Below are 19,683 nucleotides of genomic sequence, written 5' to 3' on the forward strand. Positions count from 1 at the left end.
GGCCGCAGTCGGCCGAACGAGACATCGAACCTTCTCGCCAACGAATGTGGATGACGAGCCTCGATAAGTGATGCGCTTTTTCGCATCGCTTCGTTCAAGGTTCTCGTCATCCCCGCTCAGATCAGACTGCGTTGCTCGACACCGGCGTGTTGAGCAGCTGCTGCTCCCACAGATAGGCGATGCCGCTGCCGCCGGCGTGCTGCTTGAGAACTTCCGTCAACTCTCCGGAGTGCTGCGTCCTGGCCCAGTCACGTTGCCACTCCGAGGCCACCGCCAACCAAGTCATCATGTTCGCGCCCGCGCGGATCATGCGCTGGATCGCGACCTCGTGGGCCTCAACCGAAGTGCCGCCCGACGCATCCGTGACCACCGTCACATCCCAGCCCTCGCCCAGCGCCTGGATCGTCGGCATCGCGACACAGACCTCGGTCCACAGGCCGGCGATGATCAGTTGCTTGCGGCCCGTCGCCTTGACCGCATCGACGACCTTCCGGTCCTCCCAGGTGTTGATGAAGGTCCGGTCGATTACCTCCTGGCCGGGGAACACGTCAGTGATGTGCGGAAAGATCAGACCGCCTCGCGCCGCGATCACGCTGGTCAGGATGGTGGGGACGCCGAAGGCCTTGGCGGACTTCGCCAAGGCGGTCGTGTTGTTCACCACGGCCTGCGGGTCGTGGCTGTTCAGATTGGCGAGCTGGTAGGGCTGGTGGTCGATAAGAACGAGTACCGAATCTTCGGGACGAAGAAGCGAAGCAAGGCCATTACGAAAGGTCATTATTGCATCCTTTGCTGCCGTTGTGAGCGGCATTGGTTTTGCGGGAGACATGCGCCAGTGGCGACGTTGCCTGGAACCATTATTGTCGTTCCTATTCGAGATGCGGTAGCATCCTTTTATGGCAAGCTGTGTCGCGGAAAGGGGAACGCTAAATGGACATCGAAGAGCTGCAGACCTTCGTAGAAGTGGCTGATGCTGGGGGAGTTTCGCCTGCTGCGCTCCGGCTCGGCGTCTCCAAGTCAATCGTCAGTCGGCGGCTCTTCCGGCTTGAAGCGGAACTTGGTGTCCAGCTTCTTGCACGAACCACCCGGGGCGCCGCTCTCACGGAAGCAGGGGCCACGTTCCGAGATTATGCAGCCAGGGTCTGCGCCGAGATCGACGTGGCCAGGGAAACGATCCTACCCGCCGGTGACCTTCGCGGCCGCTTGCGAGTTGCCGTGCCGCTTTCTTTCGGCCCGACTCACTTCGCTCCCATCCTCGCGGAAATGGCGCGCCGCCACCCCCAGCTCCAAATCCACACGTGCTACAGTGATCGCTTCGTCGATCTCATCAACGAGGGTTATGATTGTGCGATACGGGTTGGCTATCTTCAGGACTCCAACTTGATCGCAAGACGCGTCGGACCAATCCATGGGAAGTTCGTCGCGAGCCCGGACTACATCAAGGCGCATGGGTCGCCCGAGACGCCGGAGGAACTCGTCGCTCATGAGGCTCTCATGCAAGGCACCGAAGCCTGGCAACTCATGGATGGCGACAAGATCATCACGGTTCGTCCGCAGGGGCGCTTCAAGGCCGACAACGGCACAGCTCTTGTCGCCGCCGCAACAGCAGGACTCGGGATCGCCTATCTCCCCGACGGCCTCACCGATGAATATGTAGCCTCCGGAGCGCTTGTGCCGGTCATGACACATTATCCCCCACCTCCGGCGGGTGCATATGTCATCCGTCCACCAGGCCAGCATCCCGCACGGAAGATACGGGTCCTCACCGAATTGCTGATTGAGTATTGCGAACCGGCTCCGCACCTCGCGGGTGTCGATCGCTAAAGTATCCTGATCAAGCCGGTTTTTGGCACCATTTTCGCTGATCTCTGATGAGAGCGTTGGCGAGAATAATGAGTTTTCGCATGATTGCGGTGATGGCGGCCTTTGGTGGTTTCCTGGCTGCGATGAGGGCGTCGCTGCCGCCAAGTCTCGCCATCTCTCTCCCAGCTCGGGGGGCGCAAATCCGATCATCGACATTATTCGGCTGTCGACAACCTCTTCAAGGAGAGGCGCTATGCGCATGGCCTTATCCGTCCGACTTCATCGGTCACGAACTCCGCTATTCGTATGAGAAATGCCAACGCAGCGGATGAATGCAGGCTGCGGATGCGCTCGCTCGATACGGCAACAAGTCGATGCAAGAGCTGCGCTACGACTTCGCCAAGGAGTTTGACTGCTACCGGGGGCACGATGCGCCATTCAACGACAAGTGCTCTGCCGATGAGATGCTGGACATCAATATGCCGCCGCGGACGCCGGATCACGAAAGGACCCTTGGCTGGCGCTTGCACCATCGCTTGCATGCCATTGTTCAGCTGTACGCCGATGTCTCTTTACTTACCACTTCATCTTCAGTCCGACCTTTCCGCCGATGGCATGACCAAGGTCGTTGAGCGAAATGCGATAATTCAAGCTGCCGTAGAGCGAGATATTGCTGGTAACGGAGCCATCGACGCCGGCGTCGAAAATCAGTGAAGCGCCGGAATAGTCGCCGGTAAATGGCACCGGGCCGGTGCCCGACGAGAACGACGTGGTCGGGTCCGCGAGGAACTCATAGGCATAGCTGGCGCGCAGCCATCCAGTCATCTGGCGCGGGTCGGCATCCGCGGATTCGAGCTTCCAGGTCTTCGCGACGCGCGCCCCGACCCGGCCGACCAGGCTATCGACATCCGAGTAGCTGACCGTCGCGGCCCCGTCATTGGCGTCACCGATGTTGATGTGCTGATAGCTCAGCTGAGCCTGCGGCTCGATGACCACGTCGTCTGAGACGATGAACGGATAGCCAGCCTCCAGCGATGCGCCGATGCCGAAGCCGTTGGTAGACAGCGAATATGGCCGGCTGGAACTGGCCTCGATGTCGTACCAAGTGCCCTGCAGAAGGGCGTCGATGTACCAGCCCTCCTTGCCGTAATGCGTCCAGTAGCCGCCGACCGTGTAAGCATTGTTGTCGTTAGAGCCGAGATTGACGTCGAACAGGTGAGAGTTGCCTGATGCGGTGCCGATCGCGCCGTAAACGCCCGCCCGGTCTTTTCCGCCGTCGCGACCCTCGCCATAGTAAAGGTCGATTCCGCCCTGTGTCGCGAACACGTCGTAGGATACATCCTTCTCACGGTTGATGGAGCAGCGCTGTAGGCCATGTTGTCCCACGACACGGCCCCAGATCTGCTGCTCGCCGAGCTCGTTTCTCCAGTCATCGCCCTTTCGCTCGTGCAACGTATCGAGAAGCATTGAACCGTACAGCAAGGTGAGAACTGGGCTATTCGAGTATAGCGGCACCTCAGGCCGCAGTGATCCCCCGCCTTCGCCGCCGCCACCGTTGCCGCCACCGTTGCCGCCACCGTTGCCGTTGCCGTTGCCGCCGCCCGGGGGCGGTTCAGGATCGCAAGGATCTGTGAACCCGCCTCCAGTACGCAAGTACCAGTTTTGCGGGTCGGTGCCGTCGACACCGCCGCGCAAAAGCTCGTATTCGTACGGCCCCGCGGCAACCAGATTGTCGATGAAGAAAGCGTTCTGGGCCGTCGTGGCCCCATTGATCGCATTCACCAGGAGGATGCCGTTGCCCTCGGTCGGGACAGCATTTTCGGGGTCAATGGGCTTGATGTCGATCTGGGTTGTGCCGGTGGCCTGCCCTCCGTCCAACTGGAGGACATCTGATTTTTGATCGCTCGTGGTGGGACCGAACCTGGTATTGAGCCCCAGCGTGCCGCCCTGACCACCATAGTTCACCGTCGTCAGTGTCTTGAATCCGCCTTGAAGTGCGAAATCAATCAGGCTGTCGTTGTTCGTGAGATTGGTGACGTTGGAGTTCCCGGTCACAGTCCAGACAGTGTCGTCCTTCAATATGAGGTTCGATGTACTGCCGCTGTCGGTGATGGCAGTGCCGGTCAACTCCGAGCCTGAAGCCGTGATGGTAGCGGCACCGGCGCCGGTGACGTATAACCATCGTCCGTCATCGCCCGCCAAGACACTAGCATCAGTCAAGTTGACGGCTTTGTTGTTCCCGCCCTGGATCCGAATTGCCGGGCCGCCAGCGCTCTGCAGGGTGCCGTTTGTAAAATTCGCCGTTGATCCTCCACCGCTGATCAGGGCAAGCGCGCTGGCGCCTGCCCCTGTGGTGGTCACCGTTACATCTGTCGCGTTGATGATGTTGTTCGGATTTTCGATCCGTATTCCGTCCGAATTCGCGCCCGAGGTGGTAATGAGCACGTTGTTCAGCGACTCGGTGTGCTGACCCGACGTCACGTTGATGCCGTAAGCATTGTTGCCCGTGGTGGTGATAGTAGTCGGAAAGGCGCTACCGCTCGGATTGATCACCAGTTGGCCGCTACCTGAAACAATGATGGCGCTTGCGTTGACGGTATTCACCGCAATCGGTCCAGGCTGGCTGCCCGCGGCCGGATTGAAGGTGACGGTGCCGGGACCACCAATCGCGGCTGCCTGGGAGCCCGTGGGGGGTGACAATTGTGTCGAGCCGACGACCGTCGCGGCTTGGCCTCTGCTGATGGTCTGATTTATCGTGCCGGGGCCGAATTCCTGCGATCGGGCGACTTCCGATGCCAGCAAGGTCGAGGCCAACACTGTCAGGAAAAACCAAGGAAGCCAAGTTCTGGTAAGCCAATCGATGAGCCCACTGGCGTCCGGATGCTCGCTAGAGGCGCTTCGCACGATTTCCACGTTGGAAGAAGGCATTGGCAGCATCTCCTCGGCAGGCGACATCTGTCGCCCATCCCCTTTACCGCAATACCGGACAGATCACCGACCGGCGGCAACCTCCCCTCCTCGAAGCGATATCGCAGCCGTAGCGATATCGCAGCCCGATTTTTTGCCGTGAATCGCGCGCGTGCAACCGCAATGTGTATGGCAGGCAAATTGTCGCCAATGTGTTGCCAAAATACTATAAGACGCGCGCTCGTCGTTGACGCTGAAAGACGCAGAATCAGAGATGGAAGGCGCCGGGCGCTCGATGAGCGGAAACGGAAGCCTGGTGCATCATGTGATCGACTTAGCTGTGCAGCCGATAAGCGGGCCGAGCAGCTATCGAATTGAACTGAATGACATGCACTTAACCCCGGGTTCCGGGGTTTTGCTTGCCTGCCTTGACAACGAGCAAGGGAGTTATAATGTTTTTGCAAACACATTATAACCGAGGCCGTCGATGACGATGAAAGATGTTGGCCTTGTATTCCGCACGATGTTCGCGGAACTCGCCCAGCAGACATTGGACGCGCAATGGCAATCGGACTTCCCGCTCGAGGGTCGCTTTGTAACCGTACCGGTGAAGGGCAAAGACTATTTCTATTTCGACATCCCTACTCCCAAGGGCAAGGACAAGCGGAGCTATGTTGGCCCCGCAGCTGATCTCGAGATCGCAGAGCGCGTCAGGCGACATCGCGAGATCAAGGACAACATCAAGGAGCGGCGACGCTTGGTCTCCACGCTCCTCCGCTCGGGTGGCATGTCGGCTCCCGATCGGTTCGCCGGCGATATCACGAAGGCGCTCGCGGATGCGGGGTTCTTTCGCCTGCATGGCGTCCTCGTCGGCTCGGTGGCCTATGGCTGCTACTCGGGCGTCCTTGGCGTTCGGCTTCCGACGACGGCAATGCAGACAGGCGATCCCGACCTGGCTATGGATTTCGCGATCTCTCAGGAGGTGGATGACAGCCTGCCGCCGATCTTGAGTATCTTGGCGGCCGTCGATCCGACGTTCCGGGCCGTACCGCATCAGGCCGACAAAGCACGGGTAACGGCTTTCGTGAACCGGACCAATTACAGGGTCGAATTCCTGACGGGCAACCGGGGATCGGATGAATACACGGGAAAGCCGTCACCTATGCCCGCCCTCGGTGGTACGTCGGCGGAAAACCTCCGGTTCTTGGATTATCTGATCTACGAGCCCGTGAGGACCGTTCTGCTGCACCGGGAAGGCGTGAGCGTCAATGTCCCGGCTCCCGAGAGGTATGCCGTCCATAAGTGCATCGTGGCCTCCAGGCGGCCAACGGATGCACTTGGGAGGGCGAAGCGGGACAAGGACCTCCTGCAAGCCGCGACGCTCTTCGAGGCCATGCTTCAAACCCGGCAGGGCGACGTCTTGGCAGACGCGTACCAGGAGGCATGGGAGCGCGGACCGTCGTGGCGGGAGGGGATCGCTTCAGGTCTGGCGATGATGCCTTACAACAACGGCAAGGCCGCGCTGGCTGATGCCCTCGGTGTCCAGGTGGAGGAACTCGCAAAAGGATAGGGCGGTGACCGACGAAATCGTGTCATCTTTCGACGCACGCGCCATAGCCGACTTTGGGCAGATTATCGCACCCGCATGCTTCCTCGCGGGAACCGCTCCCCCAAACCTGCGCCTAGTGTCACCTGCTGCGATGACGGTACGGATGGTCCTATTCGCACGCCCGTTCCACCTTTTGCGCAGCCCATAAAGTCGGCGCGGACATTAATCGTTGCAGGGCGCGTATTAACACTGCCGCGGCCGTGCAAGGATCCTCGTCTGAAGCCTCAGTGCTTCCTGCGGGCAAGGACGAAGTCGTGCTTTACCTCCCAGAAATCGCCCGCAAACTGATACTGTCGCGACCGTTCGGGATCGCTCGTGCGGCGGAATTTTGCAAGCAGGCTCTCCTTCACCCCGAAAACCGCATCGGAATCGATGTAGGGATCATCGGGATCGAAGATGTGGGTTGTCAGAGTTTCGAAACCGTCGGCCTTGATGATGTAATGGAGATGGGCCGGCCGGTAGGGATGGCGGCCAAGGGCCTTCAGCAATTGTCCAACCGGACCGTCATCGGGGATCGGATAATATTTCGGCTTCACGGCCCGGAACCAATAGCGCCCATCAGGACCAGTGCGAAACACGCCCCGCAAATTGAAATCCGGCTGAATGCCCTTCTGCTGGACGTCGTAGAAACCCTCATCATTCGCCTGCCAGATATCGATCAGTGCATCGGCAATAGGCTCGCCATCGGTGTCGAGGATCCGTCCCTCGATGAACATATCCTCGCCCTTCTGATCCAGGCAGATGTTTGCACCCATTGGCAGTTCCGGCGCGTCGGCAACATGAAACGGCCCAAGCACGGTGCTTTCCGAGGCACCCGAGGGTTTGCGGTTGTTGATTGCATCGACCAGCATCGACACGCCAAGGACATCGGAGAGGAGAATGAACTCCTGCCGCCACTCATTGCAGATTTGGCCCGTGTGCGTCAGGAAGAAGATAGCCTGCATCCACTCATCCTGTGTGGGCTCGATCTCCTTTACCGCTTCGTGGAGCTTTCGGGTGATGACTTCCATCACCTGTTTCAGGCGTTCGTCCTTGGCACTCTTGTTGCGGCCAGTCACCACCGCGACCGAATCTTCTTCCGTGAAGAAGCCCTTTTCATGTGCTTGCATGATGCTCTCACTTATCAAGAATGGATGTCAGGACGCGGCGCAGTTCGGCTTCCGGATTGGAGACCATTGAATCTGCGCGCCAGGCAACGTGATGGTCCGGCCGCACAAGAACGGCTCCGGAATCCCGAACCTCGCGCGCGTTGGCCCAGTCGCCAACCAGATCCTGCCATTCCTGGCGCGGTCCGATCGTGTGCGTGGTGATCCGGATGTTGAACTCCTTTGCTAGCGCCTGGGCCGCCGCCACCCAACCGTCGCCGCCGATGCCGGTTAAGACAGTGAAGACGCCGTGGCCGGTGAGGTCGAGGGTCGAGACTTTGTCGCCGCTGTGATTGAAGAGCCAAGCGTGCGGCAGGCGCGCGCCGGGCCACGTTGTCGCGTGGTAGTGAAGTTCCGGATCCTTTGCGAAGGCGGGCTCCGGCTGAGCGTCGTTGATGATCGCATCCGATTTGTAGCGCTGATTCATTTCGACGCCATGGGCATCGAACTCATAGACCTTGTAGGCGATCGCATCCCGGATCGCCCTGCGCTGCCTTTCCGCCTCCGGCGTATCGTTGCAACGGGCGTCCATGTTTTCCTGCATCTTGACCGGATCAACAGAATCCAGAAGGCCTAGCGCCTTGAAGATCGGACCGAACTCTTCGATCGACTTGTTCGCGCGGGTAACGATCTGCTTCGCAATTGGCGCGCGCTCCGCATTGTAGCTGTCGAGCAGGCCTTGTCCGGCCTGACCTTTCAGCACCATGGACAGCTTCCAGGCGAGGTTGAAGGCATCCTGGATCGAGGTGTTTGAGCCCAGTCCGTTCGACGGCGGATGACGATGCGTTGCATCGCCCATGCAGAAGACACGGCCGTTGGACATCTGTGTCGCATACATGTTGTTCACGGTCCAGGTCGATACCGATTTGATCTTTGGCTGGAGTTCCTGGTCGCCGACCAGGTCCCGCACCACCTTGATGGCGAAATCCTCGGTCACCTCGGGTGCTGGCTGGTTGATGTCGTAGCCCCAGACGATCAGCCATTCGTGCCAGGGCCGGACCATGCGCACCAGCCCCATGCCGATGCCGCCGACATCGGCACCGGGCTGCAACACCCAATAGAGCACCGAGGGACGGTGGGCGACATGCCGCGACAGATCGGCCTCGAACAGGATGTTCATCGAGCCGCCGACACCCATCCTGCCCTCGAATGGCAGTTGTTCCTGTTCGGCAACCCGCGAATTGCCACCATCGGCGCCAATCAGGAACTTGGAGCGGACGGTAAATTCCTTGTCTGTCAATCGATCGAGGCAGATGGTCGTGACGCCATCGGCATCCTGCTCGTGGCTGATATACGCACATGACATGCGCGCCTGTGTGCCACGCGAACAGGCCGTCTTGAAAAGCAGCGGCTCCATGAAGGTCTGCGGCAGGTCGTTCATCAGGCTCGGCGAGGAGAGTTGATGCTCGGCGCGAGACAACGGATGCTTGCCCCAGCTTTTCATGCGGCCGATTTCTTCGCCCGTCAAAGAGGTGCAGAACACATTCTCACCCATCAGGTCCTGCTCGGCGGCAAACATGTAGGCTTCGTCCTCGACATCGCGGCCGAGATCGCGCAACACCTCCATCGTGCGCTGATTGGTGATGTGCGCTCGCGGCGTGTTGGCAAGCCACCGGTAGCGATTAATCACCATGTTCTCGACGCCGTAGGTCGACAGCAGTGCCGCGGTCGCAGAACCCGCGGGGCCGGTTCCGATGATGAGTACATCCGTTGTGATATCAGCCATTTGGCCCTCCCATTTGCTTGTGTTCAAGGGGTCCACCTTTGAGAATTCGGCGAACCGGAAAAAGCTGGATGCCGGTGCGGTCGGAAAACAGGCCCCAAAGCCCGCGCGGCGCAAACAGCATCGTGACGATGGCGACCAGGCCGAGAATCAAAAGATACCAGGAGCCATAGCCGGCAAGCAGGTTCTGCAGCAGAAAGAAGACGATGACGCCGATGATCGGCCCTTCGACCGTGCCGATGCCGCCGATGACGACGATGAAGATCACGTAGGCCGTCCAGTCGATCACCGAGAAGGCAGCATCCGGCGAGATGCGTTGCTTCTGGACATAGATCAGCGCGCCGCAGCAGCCTGTCAGAAATGCCGCGGTCAGGTAGACCATCGTCTTCATGCGCCGGGCATCGACGCCGAGCGCGCGTGCCGCCTGCTCGTTGTCGCGGACCGCGGCAAGACCCAGGCCGTTGCGCGATCGCAGCAACCAGTAGATGGCCCCGATCGTGACCAGAGCGAGTACCAGCGCGAGCCAATAGGTCAGCGCGTCGCCCGCCTCCGCCGATTTCATCCGAAACAAGGATTTCAACAGGTCGATGCCGATCATGTCGCGCGTCGCGTCACGCGGCAATGATGTGCCGGTACCGCCGCCGAGTGCCTTCCACTGGGCAAAGAGCAAGCGGCCGACCTCGGCGATCACCCATGTACCAATGGCGAAATAGGGACCGTAGAGGCGAAAAGTGAAGAACGCCGTCGGCACGGCGACGATCGTCGCAAAGACGCCGGCGACCAGGACTGCCGCGACAGGATCGAGCCCCAACAGGCTGACGAGAGCAAACATGGCATAAGCCCCGCAACCGACGAAAAGCTGCTGGCCGACCGAAATCAGGCCGGCATATCCGGCAAGAAGATTCCAGCATTGTGCCAACACCAGCATGGTGAGGATGAAGAACAGGTCCTGGACTGCGCCGCGCGACACCAGAAGCGGCGCCAGGAATGCGAGGATCACGACGATCGCAGCCATGAGGGCGAATGCCGCGGATGCGCCTGTACGGGTCTCGACTTTGAAGGTTGGTGAGAGCAACTGTTCCATGACGTTTCAATCCACTGCGCGCGGGAAGAGGCCGCGCGGCTTGAACAGGAGGACGAGAAGGAACGCGAGATGCCCGGCTAGAATCTGCCATTCCGGATTGATGGCCGCCCCGATCGTCTGCGCGACACCAAGTATGATTCCGCCAGCCAGCGTTCCCCAAAGCGAGCCCAGCCCGCCGATGATGACGGCTTCGAAGGCATAGATCAGCCGGGCCGGTCCCGACGTGGGATCAAAATTGGCACGTGTTCCGAGGAAGAGCGCCGCGATCGTCACCACCACCATGGCAAGGCCTGTTGCCATTGCGAAAATGCGTTGCGGCCGGATGCCCATCAGGCCCGCCGTGGTGACATCGTCGGATGTGGCACGAAACGCGCGGCCGATCGAGGTGCGATAGATCAACTGGTTCAGCGTAACTATGGCGAGGATCGCTGAGCCAAAGGTCAGCATCGGCATGACACCGACATTGATCGGTCCCAGCGAAATGGAGGCGGTCTCGAGCGCACCTGCCGATATCCGACGGCTGTCGGCCGTAAAGCCTTCCAGCAAACCGTTCTGGATGACGATCGAAAGACCGAACGTGACGAGCAGCGGCGGCAGGATATCCTTTCCGAGCGTGCGGTTGAGCAAGTGGTATTGAAGGACCCAGCCGGCTGCGAACATGAGAGGCGCCGCGATGAACGCCGCAACGAAAGGATGGAGCCCCAGCAATGAAACAAGCAACAGGATCACAAAGGCGGCGAAGACGATCAGGTCGCCATGGGCAAGGTTGACCAGCCGCATGATGCCGAAGACCAGGCTCAGCCCCGCGGCAAAAAGCGCATAGAGCCCGCCAAGCAGGATGCCCTGCGCTATCGTATCAAGCCAGTTCATGACCATCTGCTCCGAAATAGGCCTTGTGAATGGCATCGCGGTCGAGATCGCATGGCTTTCCGGTAAGCGTGATGCGGCCCTCTATCATGCAATAGATCCGATTGGAGACCTTGAGTGCCTGAGCGATGTCCTGCTCAACGATGATGATCGCCGCGCCGGTTTCGCGGATGCGCGGGAAAGCGGCGTAGATATCGCGTACCACGACCGGCGCCAGTCCGAGGCTGATCTCATCGCAAAGGAGCACGTCCGGGTTCGACATCAACGCCCGGCCGATCGCCACCATCTGCTGCTGCCCACCGGAAAGTGCCGTGGCAGAGTTTCGCCGACGTTCCTTAAGGACGGGAAACAGCGCATAGATGCTCTCGAGCGTCCAGGTACCCGTGGCCTTGCGACCGTAGGAACCGATCAGCAGGTTCTCCTCGACGGTCAACGATGGAAACAACCGCCGGCCCTCCGGCACCATGGCAATCCCGCGCGACATCACATCGGGGGCGTCCAGCGCGCCGATCGCCTCTCCCCGATAGCTGATGGAACCGGGCTCGTTTTTGAGGACACCCGACAGCGACCGCATCAGCGTCGTCTTGCCGGCTCCATTCGCGCCGATGATCGCCAGCGTCTCGCCCTCTTCGAGCCTGATATCGATGCCGAACAGCGCCTGGAAGTCACCGTAGGAAGCCGTCAGTGCATGGGTTTCGAGAAGTGGCATCACACATCGATCCCCAGGTAGATTTCGCGGACCTGCTTCGAGTTCATGATCTCGTCGGGCTTACCGATGCCGATCACGCGACCGAAATGCAGGACGAGCAGGCGTCCGACCACGGCGTTTAGCGCATGCAGGACATGCTCGATCCAGATCACCGTAATGCCCTTGCCGTGGAGGCCGCGGATAGTCGCCACCAGCGCCCGGCATTCGCCTTCCGTCAGCCCACCGGCAATCTCGTCGAGCAGCAGGAGCTTCGGATCGGTTGCCATCGCACGCGCCAGTTCCAACCGCTTGCGCTGCAAGAGCGTGAGGCTGCCGGCCATTGCATTGGCTTTGTCGATCAGACCTGTATCGATCAGGATTTCTGCACAGCGATCGGCGACCTCCCCTTCCCGCTTCCGCGCGCCAAACGATCCGGCCACAAGCAGGTTCTCGAACACGGTGAGCTGATCAAAGGGCTGCGGAATCTGGAATGTGCGGCCCATTCCGGCCAAGCACCGCGCCATCGGCGCGGTTTTGGTCACGTCGGAGCCCATGAAATGGATCGCGCCGCTCTCTGCCTGGATGTTGCCAGTGATCAGATTGAACAGGGTCGACTTGCCGGCGCCGTTGGGGCCGATGATGCCGAGCGCCTCGCCGTCGTCCACGGCAAAGGAAATCTGTTGCGCGACGGTCAACGCGCCGAACGTCTTCGAGACACCTTCCAGTTCCAATATTGGCATAAATCTCTCTCCCACTTAGGGAGCCGCCTCCACGGCTCCCTCATCGCCTCATCAGCGCTGACGCGCTCAGGCGATCGGCTCCATTTTCCCGCCGGTCGGTATGTTGGGTGCAGTGGCGTTCTCGACGATGACGAGATCATACCCCTTGCCGCCCTGTTTCAGCCGCCACTGGCCGCCGACAAGCGGCGTCTTGGCAACGTTCTTCTGCGCAAAGGGCGGCAGTTTCTCGTTGCCCCAGGCGATCGGGCCAACGAGCGTGTCGAGCCTTGTTTCGCCGATGACCTTGGCAACAGCCTCGCCGTCGCTTGGATCGTCAGCACGTTTCATGACATCCACGGCCAGCTCGAACAGCGCGTGCGCGAATCCGATCGGCTGTGTCCAGGGCCTCCCCGTTGCCTTGGTGAAAGCCTCGGCAACCTGCGCGGCGGTCTCACCCGTCAGCGACGATTTGAAGGGGTGGCTTGGCGTCCACCAGACTTCGGTTGAAAGATTGTGGCCGGCGTCGCCGAGCGATTCCACCGTTTGCGGGAACAGCAGCGCCTTGCCGACCGAGGCAACCTTTGGTTTGAAGCCTTGTTGCTTTGCCTGGTTCCAGAAGGTCGTAAGATCCGGTGGGATAACGACACCGGTAACGATTTCGGCGTTCGCCTGCTTGAAGGCGTTGATTTGCGCGGAGAAGTCATCCGAAAGGTTCTGGAAGCGGCCAGGATCGGTCAGCGTATAGCCGAGCTTTGCGAGCACCGGCGGGAAACCGACAACCTTGTCTCCCCAAGCATTTCCATCCCCGTCGTTGGGGAACAGCCCGCCGACCTTCTTGTTGGTCTCGACCTGGCCCCACATGCCGGTAAAGACGGCAATGATGTCCTCGAGCCCCCAAAAGAAATGATAGGCGAAATTGAATGGTTTCCAGGAGTTCGGGTCGCCGGGATTTGCCTGCTGGCCGATGAACCATGGCTGCCACGGCGCAACCGTCGAAATGCAGGGCATTTCTTCGGCTTCGCAGGTCGTCGACACCGGGTTGGTGGTTTCGGGTGTCGAGGAAACGAGGACCAGGTTTACCTCATCGGTGACGATCAGTTCCTTGGTGACCTCAGCGGCACGATTGGGATTGGACTGGCTGTCCTTGACGACAACCTCATAGTCGAGGCCCATCTTCTTGGTCGTCGCAAGAAAGTTCTCGATGACGAACTTGTCGGCCTCGCCGAAGGCGGCAAGCGGTCCGGTTTGCGGACTGACATAGCCGAGCTTGATCGAGCTTTTCTGTGCCAGCGCCGGCAAAGCCAGCCCGGATGCGGCAGCAAGCACGCCCGTGGCTGCCGTCTGTTTCAGGAATTCGCGTCTGGTTGTCATCTCATTTTCCTCCCATTCCCCCTTGTGTGACGACTAATTCTCCGGCCGGCGGCCCTCCCAGGCCTGTTGCAGCAATGCGCGGATCGATTGCCGATCGATCGATCGCGGGTTCCAATAGGGGTTCTCGACCGCGATCCGGCTTGCCTTGTCGAGGTCGGCTTCAGTGAGGCCCAGATCACGCAGCGAAAGTGGCGCACCGATCGACTTGGCGAAGTCCCAAAGCCCCCCGCCGACCGAACCTTTGAAAATCTCTGCCACAGGCTGAAGAAGCTCGGGCACCGCCACCCCATTGAAGGCGGCCGTGTGCGGCAGCATGATCGCATGCGTTTCGGCATGCGGCGTGTCGAAGGTGCCGCCGAGCGTGTGGCAAATCTTGTGGTGCAGCGCCATGCCGACCGTGCCAAGGACTGTGCCGCAAAGCCAGGCACCATAAAGACCGCCTGCCCGCGCATTTAGGTCGCCAGGCGTCGCCAGGATTTGCGGAAGTGCAGATCGGAAGGCGCGCAAACCTTCGACGGCCATGAGGGTCGAGATCGGGTTGCGGTCCTGCGCATAGAGCGCTTCGACGGCATGGGCCATGGCGTTCAGGCCCGAGGTCACAGACAAGCCAACCGGAAGGCCCGTTGTCAGCGTGGCATCGTAGATCACCACCTCGGGCAGGATTTTCGCACCTTTCACTGTCGTCTTGCGACCGCCCTCGGTCTGACCAAGGATCGGCGTGACCTCCGAGCCTGCATAGGTCGTCGGAATGACGATCTGCGGCAGGTCCGTGCGATAAGCGATGGCCTTGCCGAGACCCGTCGTCGAGCCGCCGCCGAGCGACACGACGCAATCGGCTCCGCTTTCCCCAACCACCTTCATTGCCGTCTCGGTGACATCGACAGGCGTGTGCATGACGGCGCCGCTGAATACGCCGACGGCCAGCGGCCCGATCTTCGCAGCCAGTGCCTCGGCGTCACTCTTCTGCTGTGGCGTGGAAAGAACCAAGGCTCTCCGGCAACCGATCTTCGAGATCCAGTTTGCCGCCTCTTGGCTAGCCCCTTCGCCGAAGACGATATGGGCCGGGCTGCCGGCATAGTGGAACGACAGGCTCATCGTGCTTTCTCCGGTCTTGCCCGCACCATCACGAACGTGAAATCTACCTGCCGCATCTGCGAGACATCTCCACTCACGGGGCGAAAGTCCCGGACCAACTCGGGTTTGACGCCAAACAGCGCGTCCTCGTGGAGATGCGGATCGTTTCGATCATAGACATGCGTGGTGATCGTCTCGAAACCGACCGCGCGGACCACAAAATGCAGATGCGCCGGCCGATGCAAAGGATAACCCGCCGCTGCCAGCAAATGCCCGACAGGGCCATCGTCGGGCACGCTGTATCCCTTTGGCATGACCGTGCGGTAGTTGACGCTTCCGTCGGCGTCGGCGCGAAAAAGGCCACGCAGGTTGTGCTCGGGCTGCAGGTCCGGCTGCTGGTTCTCATAAAAGCCCTGAGCGTTGGCCTGCCAGGTGATGAGCTCGGCCGACGGGATCGGGCGGCCGTCGAGATCAATGATCCGGGCCGAGACGCAAAGCGGCTCTCCCACTCCATCAAGCGAAATCGAGCTGCCCTGCGGGCGCTCCGGCACATCGCTGCGAAAGAATGGCCCGCGAATGGTGTTCGGCGTTGCCCCTTTCGGCCGCCGCGAATTGATTTCCTCCACGAGGGCCGACGCGCCAATCAGGTCGGAGAGCAACACCCACTCCTGACGGCGTTCATCGGAGGCATGGCCGACTTCCGTGAGAAACGCGATCACCCCGCGCCAATCATCCTGGGTGGGTCGGAATTCCTTGATCAGTTCATGCGCGTGCTTGGCGACCGCCGCCATGAGGCGGGGCAACTGGCCGCCCTTGCCCGAGGGCATGCGCTCAGCAAACACGTCCGAGGAAGTGGCCTCACTGAAAATAAGCGCATCGGCTGCCGGCGGCATGCGTCTCTCCCAAAACCGCATCGTTGGTAATGGCAAACTAGCAGGCCTGTCGCAGCCGATTGATGATTTGATTCAGCTTTAATATAACAGATCGTTATGAAGATAGATGAACGACACCTGATCCAGCTTGCCGCAGTGGTCAAAACCGGCGGAGTGACCGAGGGAGCGGCCCTCCTCGGGCTTGCACAGCCCGCTGTCTCGCGCACCCTGTCGATGCTTGAAATGCGTCTCGGCGAGCCACTGTTCATCAAAGGACGCAGACCGCTTCAACCCACGTCGCTTGGCCTGTCATTGGCTGAGCAAGGGCTGGTCATGCTGGCAGCATCCCGCAAGGCGTCGGATCTCGTGGAAAGCTTCCGCGTCGGCAAGAGCGGCGTCGTGCGCGTCGGAGGCACGCCCTTCTTCATGGATGCACTGATCGCAGGGTTGTGCGCCGAGTTTCAGAGCACACATCCTGATGTTCGGATCGATCAAAGCTACGGCTACTTCCCGGATCTTCGCGCCGCCTTGAAGGCCGACCAGATCGACCTTGCGATCTGCCCGATCGACATTCTGGATGAGGGTTCCGGCTTGGAATTCCAACAAATCCTTCCGGGACGCAACGTGATTGCCTGCAGGGTCACGCATCCACTGCTGCTCAAGCGTCGGCCGCAGCCAAGCCAGCTTCTCGACTATCCCTGGGTAGCGCCTCCGCCGGGCAGCCCGCTGCTCGCCGATCTTCGCGCCCTGTTGCTCTCCTTCGGCGCAACCGAAATCAAGATCCGCTATTCCGGCGGTTCGCTGATGAGTGTCATCAACTATCTCAAGGCAGCGGATGCTCTGACGGTCATACCCCATAGCGTGGTTTTCGCCTTGCGGAAGGAGAAATCGATCACCGCATTGCCGCTGACCATCCCGCATCCGGAACGGGCTCTGGCGATACTCACCCGCGCCGATTCCGCCCGATCTCCGGCAGTCAATCAGTTCGCGCAGCATATACGCTCCGGATTCGAAAGCCTGAGGCACCTGATCAAGAGGCACGAGGAAGCGGTGGTTTGGGGGCGGTAGCAGCTGCCGCCCAGGCCGCGCGCCAACTGTCAGGCGTTCACAACAACTCAGATCACTATTGGGGGAGCGGCTTCCAGTATATTGCTCCAGTGCTGGTTCTTCTACGAGAGCATCCTTTTTGGTGTCGCTCCAATTGGGGGCCGGGCAGCACGATGCACAATTCCGGCTGGGGCCGACACGTGGTAACCTCAGCGACCTGCGTTAGCAGGCCGCTTGAAATCGCGGTTCGTCCGCCTACCTACCATTGCGTTACCTACCTTGAAGGAGCGCAGCCATGGAACTTGCCGTGGTGCCCATCGTCAAGCCGGACGCCTCCAACTTCATTTTTGGCCAGTCGCATTTCATCAAGACTGTGGAAGATCTTCACGAGGCGCTGGTGGGCGCGGTTCCTGGCATTCGCTTCGGGCTGGCCTTCTGCGAGGCCTCGGGTAAGCGGCTGGTGCGTTGGTCGGGTAATGACGAAGCAGTGATCGCACTCGCACGCGACAACGCGTTGGCCATTGGCGCTGGCCACTCTTTCCTGATCTTCCTGGGGGACGGGTTCTTTCCCGTCAACGTGCTGGCTGCGGTACGTGCGGTGCCGGAGGTCTGCCGCATTTACTGCGCGACGGCCAACCCGACCCAGGTGATCGTCGCGGAAACGGAACTAGGCCGCGGTGTGCTCGGCGTGGTGGATGGCGCCTCACCGCTGGGTGTCGAAACCGACGCCGATATTGCGTGGCGGAAAAACCTGCTGCGTGAGATCGGCTACAAACTGTAGTGGCTGGATGAAGCCGAAGTCGACAGGCCTGCCTGGACAATACCGTCAAGCTCATGATCCAGACGCCCGGATTCACGAAGCGCCCGCGATGACCCCGCGCTATGGCGCGTTGCCGCAATCCCCCGCTTTCAAGGCTGGCCTGGCGGCCGGATGCCGTCAAGCCGTGTCGGATCAGGCAGCTGCCTGTGGGCGCTGTGCAAACCAGGTCTTGAAGTCCAGCTTGCCAAGCTTGGCGGATCCGAGAGGAACCAAGGACTGGTCATCGACAAGCGCGCCGAAGTACCTGGCCTGCGGGTCGACGACCACCGTTCGCTCATCACCGACAGCGGCGAGGTAGCCCTTGACGAAATCGCTCATCGGCTTCTTCTCGGGTCCTGCGATTTCGATGGTTCGGTTCTCGGGCGTACCGGCTACCGCCTCAGCGACGAAGTCTGCAACCTCGTCCGCAGCGATTGGCTGGAACGCGCCATGCGATACGTGGACCGTCCCATCGACAGTCGCGCTATCGGCAATCCCGCTCAAGAACTCCAGGAACTGGGCGGACCGAACGATCGTGTAAGGGATGCCGCCCTTCTTGATGAGGTCTTCCTGAGCGACCTTGGCCCGAAAGTAACCATTCTCAGGTGATCTCTCTATGCCAACGATAGAAAGCGCAACATGGTGGCGAACTCCGGCCGCGCGTTCCGCCTTGAGCAGGTTCGTGGTCGACGTTTGGAAGAACGAAAGAACGGCGCTCGGCTCAAATGACGGCGAGTTTGTGACGTCGAGTACGACGCTTGCACCGGCAAGTACGCCCTCGAGTCCTTCGCCCGTGAGCGTGTTGACCCCGGTGGAAGGGGATGACTGCGCTACATCGTGCCCCTGCTTGCGCAGGCGCTCTGCAACTTTCGTTCCAATGAGGCCCGTGCCTCCGATGATCACGATTCTCATGGTTCTACCCCTTGAGATTGGATGTCCCCCTAGGACATCTCAGGTTTTGCGGTTGAGGCAGTGGCAAAAGGCAGCTGCCTTCGTCTCCCGCCACCCCACGGCAACTGTTTACTTGTCGGGAATCGTCAGCTTCGTCTCGTCCGTATCGACGACGAAGACGGCAAGGATCTTTGCAGGTTTAGCTTCGCTGGCATTCGCGCTGACGCGATGGTGATCACCGGGTACTTCGATCCAGTTTTCGCCGGTGTTGTAGACCTTGACCGCGCCATCGTTGATCTGGCTCTTGATCATGCCTTCGATCACGGTCGCGTAGATAAAGGCACTTTTGGCGTGCGTGTGGGAGGGATTGGAGCCTCCCGGACCATATTCGACCAGCACAACGCGCATGCTTTTTCCGGGCACGTTCGGAAGCGCATGGTCGAACACGACAGAAACCTTGGCATTATGGGGTTTATCCGCAGCTGCGGCAGGCACAGCCATCAGCGCTGCACAAAGTAAGCCACTTGCGAGCCTTCCCATGGCATTCACCTCCTTTTGTGACGTCATTGACAGTGACGGAGCGGATCGTGCGCGACGGGCATTGGGTAAAATAGATGGACGAAGGTTTGCCGGACCGACTGCATCGGTCTGCGGTTCAAGATGTGCCCAACACCGTTCCGGCGAGTTTCGACAAGACGCGGCTGATCACCACTCCCTGGGTTCTTCGAAGACTGCTGCCACCTGCACCAGTTCCTCTTTCGCAGAGGTCATCTAGTGCCCACATGAGCGCATACATATAAACTAGAATAAGGTGGTCAATGCCACCCTTTGCTAGAACATCAGGAAGATGGGGTATGAACGGTAAATCGGTTGGTCCAACCTGCCGCCACGCGCCGCTCCTGGCGCTACGGGACCATCATCGTTGCCGATCCATATCCTCGATCACCACACAAATTGGCGAAGGCCCTAAAATCTGTTGATCCGCCCTGAGCTCCTGGACTTCCGCTATATCGCAAAAAGGCAGCGGCGCGCACGCAAATCGATGCTTTTCGCATGTCGCATAATTCCGTAATCCCTGAGGAAACCT

The 19,683-nt window shown here is 60.1% G+C and carries 17 protein-coding genes and 1 pseudogene; 4 read left to right on the forward strand and 14 right to left on the reverse strand.

The features are described from left to right. Positions 1-121 precede the first annotated feature (121 nt). Positions 122-775 (reverse strand): hydrolase, encoded by a 654-nt coding sequence (locus K9B32_RS22930; RefSeq protein WP_224566301.1) that lies wholly within the window; start codon positions 773-775, stop codon positions 122-124. A 152-nt stretch (positions 776-927) separates the two neighbouring features. On the opposite strand from K9B32_RS22930, the gene K9B32_RS22935 reads away from it, so the two are divergent. Beyond that, on the forward strand, positions 928-1,821 hold the full coding sequence (locus tag K9B32_RS22935; RefSeq protein WP_224566303.1) for a LysR family transcriptional regulator: 894 nt from the start codon (positions 928-930) through the stop codon (positions 1,819-1,821). A 10-nt stretch (positions 1,822-1,831) separates the two neighbouring features. On the opposite strand, the pseudogene K9B32_RS22940 reads toward K9B32_RS22935, so the two are convergent. Together K9B32_RS22940 and K9B32_RS22945 are read right to left on the reverse strand one after the other, a co-directional pair. Then, positions 1,832-1,933, reverse strand: a pseudogene (locus K9B32_RS22940) (IS110 family transposase); the annotation flags it as partial. Positions 1,934-2,376: 443 nt separating this feature from the next. Then, positions 2,377-4,755 carry an autotransporter outer membrane beta-barrel domain-containing protein gene (locus tag K9B32_RS22945; protein WP_224566305.1) on the reverse strand — a complete coding sequence of 793 codons (2,379 nt, stop codon included), beginning with the start codon at positions 4,753-4,755 and terminating at the stop codon, positions 2,377-2,379. A 445-nt stretch (positions 4,756-5,200) separates the two neighbouring features. On the opposite strand from K9B32_RS22945, the gene K9B32_RS22950 reads away from it, so the two are divergent. Beyond that, positions 5,201-6,277, forward strand: a complete 1,077-nt coding sequence (locus tag K9B32_RS22950) for a GSU2403 family nucleotidyltransferase fold protein (protein ID WP_224566443.1) — start codon at positions 5,201-5,203, stop codon at positions 6,275-6,277. A gap of 263 nt (positions 6,278-6,540) precedes the next feature. Here K9B32_RS22950 and K9B32_RS22955 read toward each other — a convergent pair whose 3' ends face one another. From K9B32_RS22955 to K9B32_RS22995, 9 genes are all read right to left on the reverse strand, one after another. Further along, entirely contained in the window at positions 6,541-7,425 is an 885-nt protein-coding gene (locus K9B32_RS22955) for an intradiol ring-cleavage dioxygenase (protein ID WP_224566307.1), read from the reverse strand. Between the two features lie 7 nt (positions 7,426-7,432). After that, positions 7,433-9,187, reverse strand: coding sequence for an FAD-dependent oxidoreductase (locus K9B32_RS22960; protein ID WP_224566309.1), 1,755 nt, complete (start codon positions 9,185-9,187; stop codon positions 7,433-7,435). Then, on the reverse strand, positions 9,180-10,268 hold the full coding sequence (locus K9B32_RS22965; RefSeq protein ID WP_224566311.1) for a branched-chain amino acid ABC transporter permease: 1,089 nt from the start codon (positions 10,266-10,268) through the stop codon (positions 9,180-9,182). The genes K9B32_RS22960 and K9B32_RS22965 overlap by 8 nt, the downstream gene beginning before the upstream one ends. Before the next feature lie 6 nt (positions 10,269-10,274). Further along, positions 10,275-11,138 carry a branched-chain amino acid ABC transporter permease gene (locus K9B32_RS22970; protein WP_224566313.1) on the reverse strand — a complete coding sequence of 288 codons (864 nt, stop codon included), beginning with the start codon at positions 11,136-11,138 and terminating at the stop codon, positions 10,275-10,277. Further along, entirely contained in the window at positions 11,125-11,844 is a 720-nt protein-coding gene (locus K9B32_RS22975; RefSeq protein ID WP_224566315.1) for an ABC transporter ATP-binding protein, read from the reverse strand. The genes K9B32_RS22970 and K9B32_RS22975 overlap by 14 nt, the downstream gene beginning before the upstream one ends. Then, on the reverse strand, positions 11,844-12,563 hold the full coding sequence (locus K9B32_RS22980) for an ABC transporter ATP-binding protein (protein WP_224566317.1): 720 nt from the start codon (positions 12,561-12,563) through the stop codon (positions 11,844-11,846). Before K9B32_RS22980 ends, K9B32_RS22975 begins: the two co-directional genes overlap by 1 nt. 66 nt (positions 12,564-12,629) lie before the next feature. After that, positions 12,630-13,913, reverse strand: coding sequence for an ABC transporter substrate-binding protein (locus K9B32_RS22985; RefSeq protein WP_224566319.1), 1,284 nt, complete (start codon positions 13,911-13,913; stop codon positions 12,630-12,632). Positions 13,914-13,946: 33 nt separating this feature from the next. Then, positions 13,947-15,008 carry a maleylacetate reductase gene (locus K9B32_RS22990; protein WP_224566321.1) on the reverse strand — a complete coding sequence of 354 codons (1,062 nt, stop codon included), beginning with the start codon at positions 15,006-15,008 and terminating at the stop codon, positions 13,947-13,949. Next, positions 15,005-15,880: a dioxygenase gene (locus K9B32_RS22995; protein WP_224566323.1), complete on the reverse strand. Its 876-nt coding sequence runs from the start codon at positions 15,878-15,880 to the stop codon at positions 15,005-15,007. The genes K9B32_RS22990 and K9B32_RS22995 overlap by 4 nt, the downstream gene beginning before the upstream one ends. 96 nt (positions 15,881-15,976) lie before the next feature. Between K9B32_RS22995 and K9B32_RS23000 the strand changes: the two genes are divergently transcribed. Next, positions 15,977-16,927 (forward strand): LysR family transcriptional regulator, encoded by a 951-nt coding sequence (locus tag K9B32_RS23000; protein ID WP_224566325.1) that lies wholly within the window; start codon positions 15,977-15,979, stop codon positions 16,925-16,927. Between the two features lie 274 nt (positions 16,928-17,201). After that, positions 17,202-17,687, forward strand: a complete 486-nt coding sequence (locus tag K9B32_RS23005) for an adenosine-specific kinase (RefSeq protein WP_224566327.1) — start codon at positions 17,202-17,204, stop codon at positions 17,685-17,687. Between the two features lie 171 nt (positions 17,688-17,858). Here K9B32_RS23005 and K9B32_RS23010 read toward each other — a convergent pair whose 3' ends face one another. Next, on the reverse strand, positions 17,859-18,617 hold the full coding sequence (locus K9B32_RS23010; protein WP_224566329.1) for an SDR family oxidoreductase: 759 nt from the start codon (positions 18,615-18,617) through the stop codon (positions 17,859-17,861). Positions 18,618-18,725: 108 nt separating this feature from the next. Then, positions 18,726-19,136: a cupin domain-containing protein gene (locus tag K9B32_RS23015; RefSeq protein ID WP_224566331.1), complete on the reverse strand. Its 411-nt coding sequence runs from the start codon at positions 19,134-19,136 to the stop codon at positions 18,726-18,728. Positions 19,137-19,683 lie beyond the last annotated feature (547 nt).

The sequence above is a fragment of the Rhizobium sp. 3T7 genome, from assembly GCF_020166565.1.
Taxonomy (GTDB): domain Bacteria; phylum Pseudomonadota; class Alphaproteobacteria; order Rhizobiales; family Rhizobiaceae; genus Rhizobium.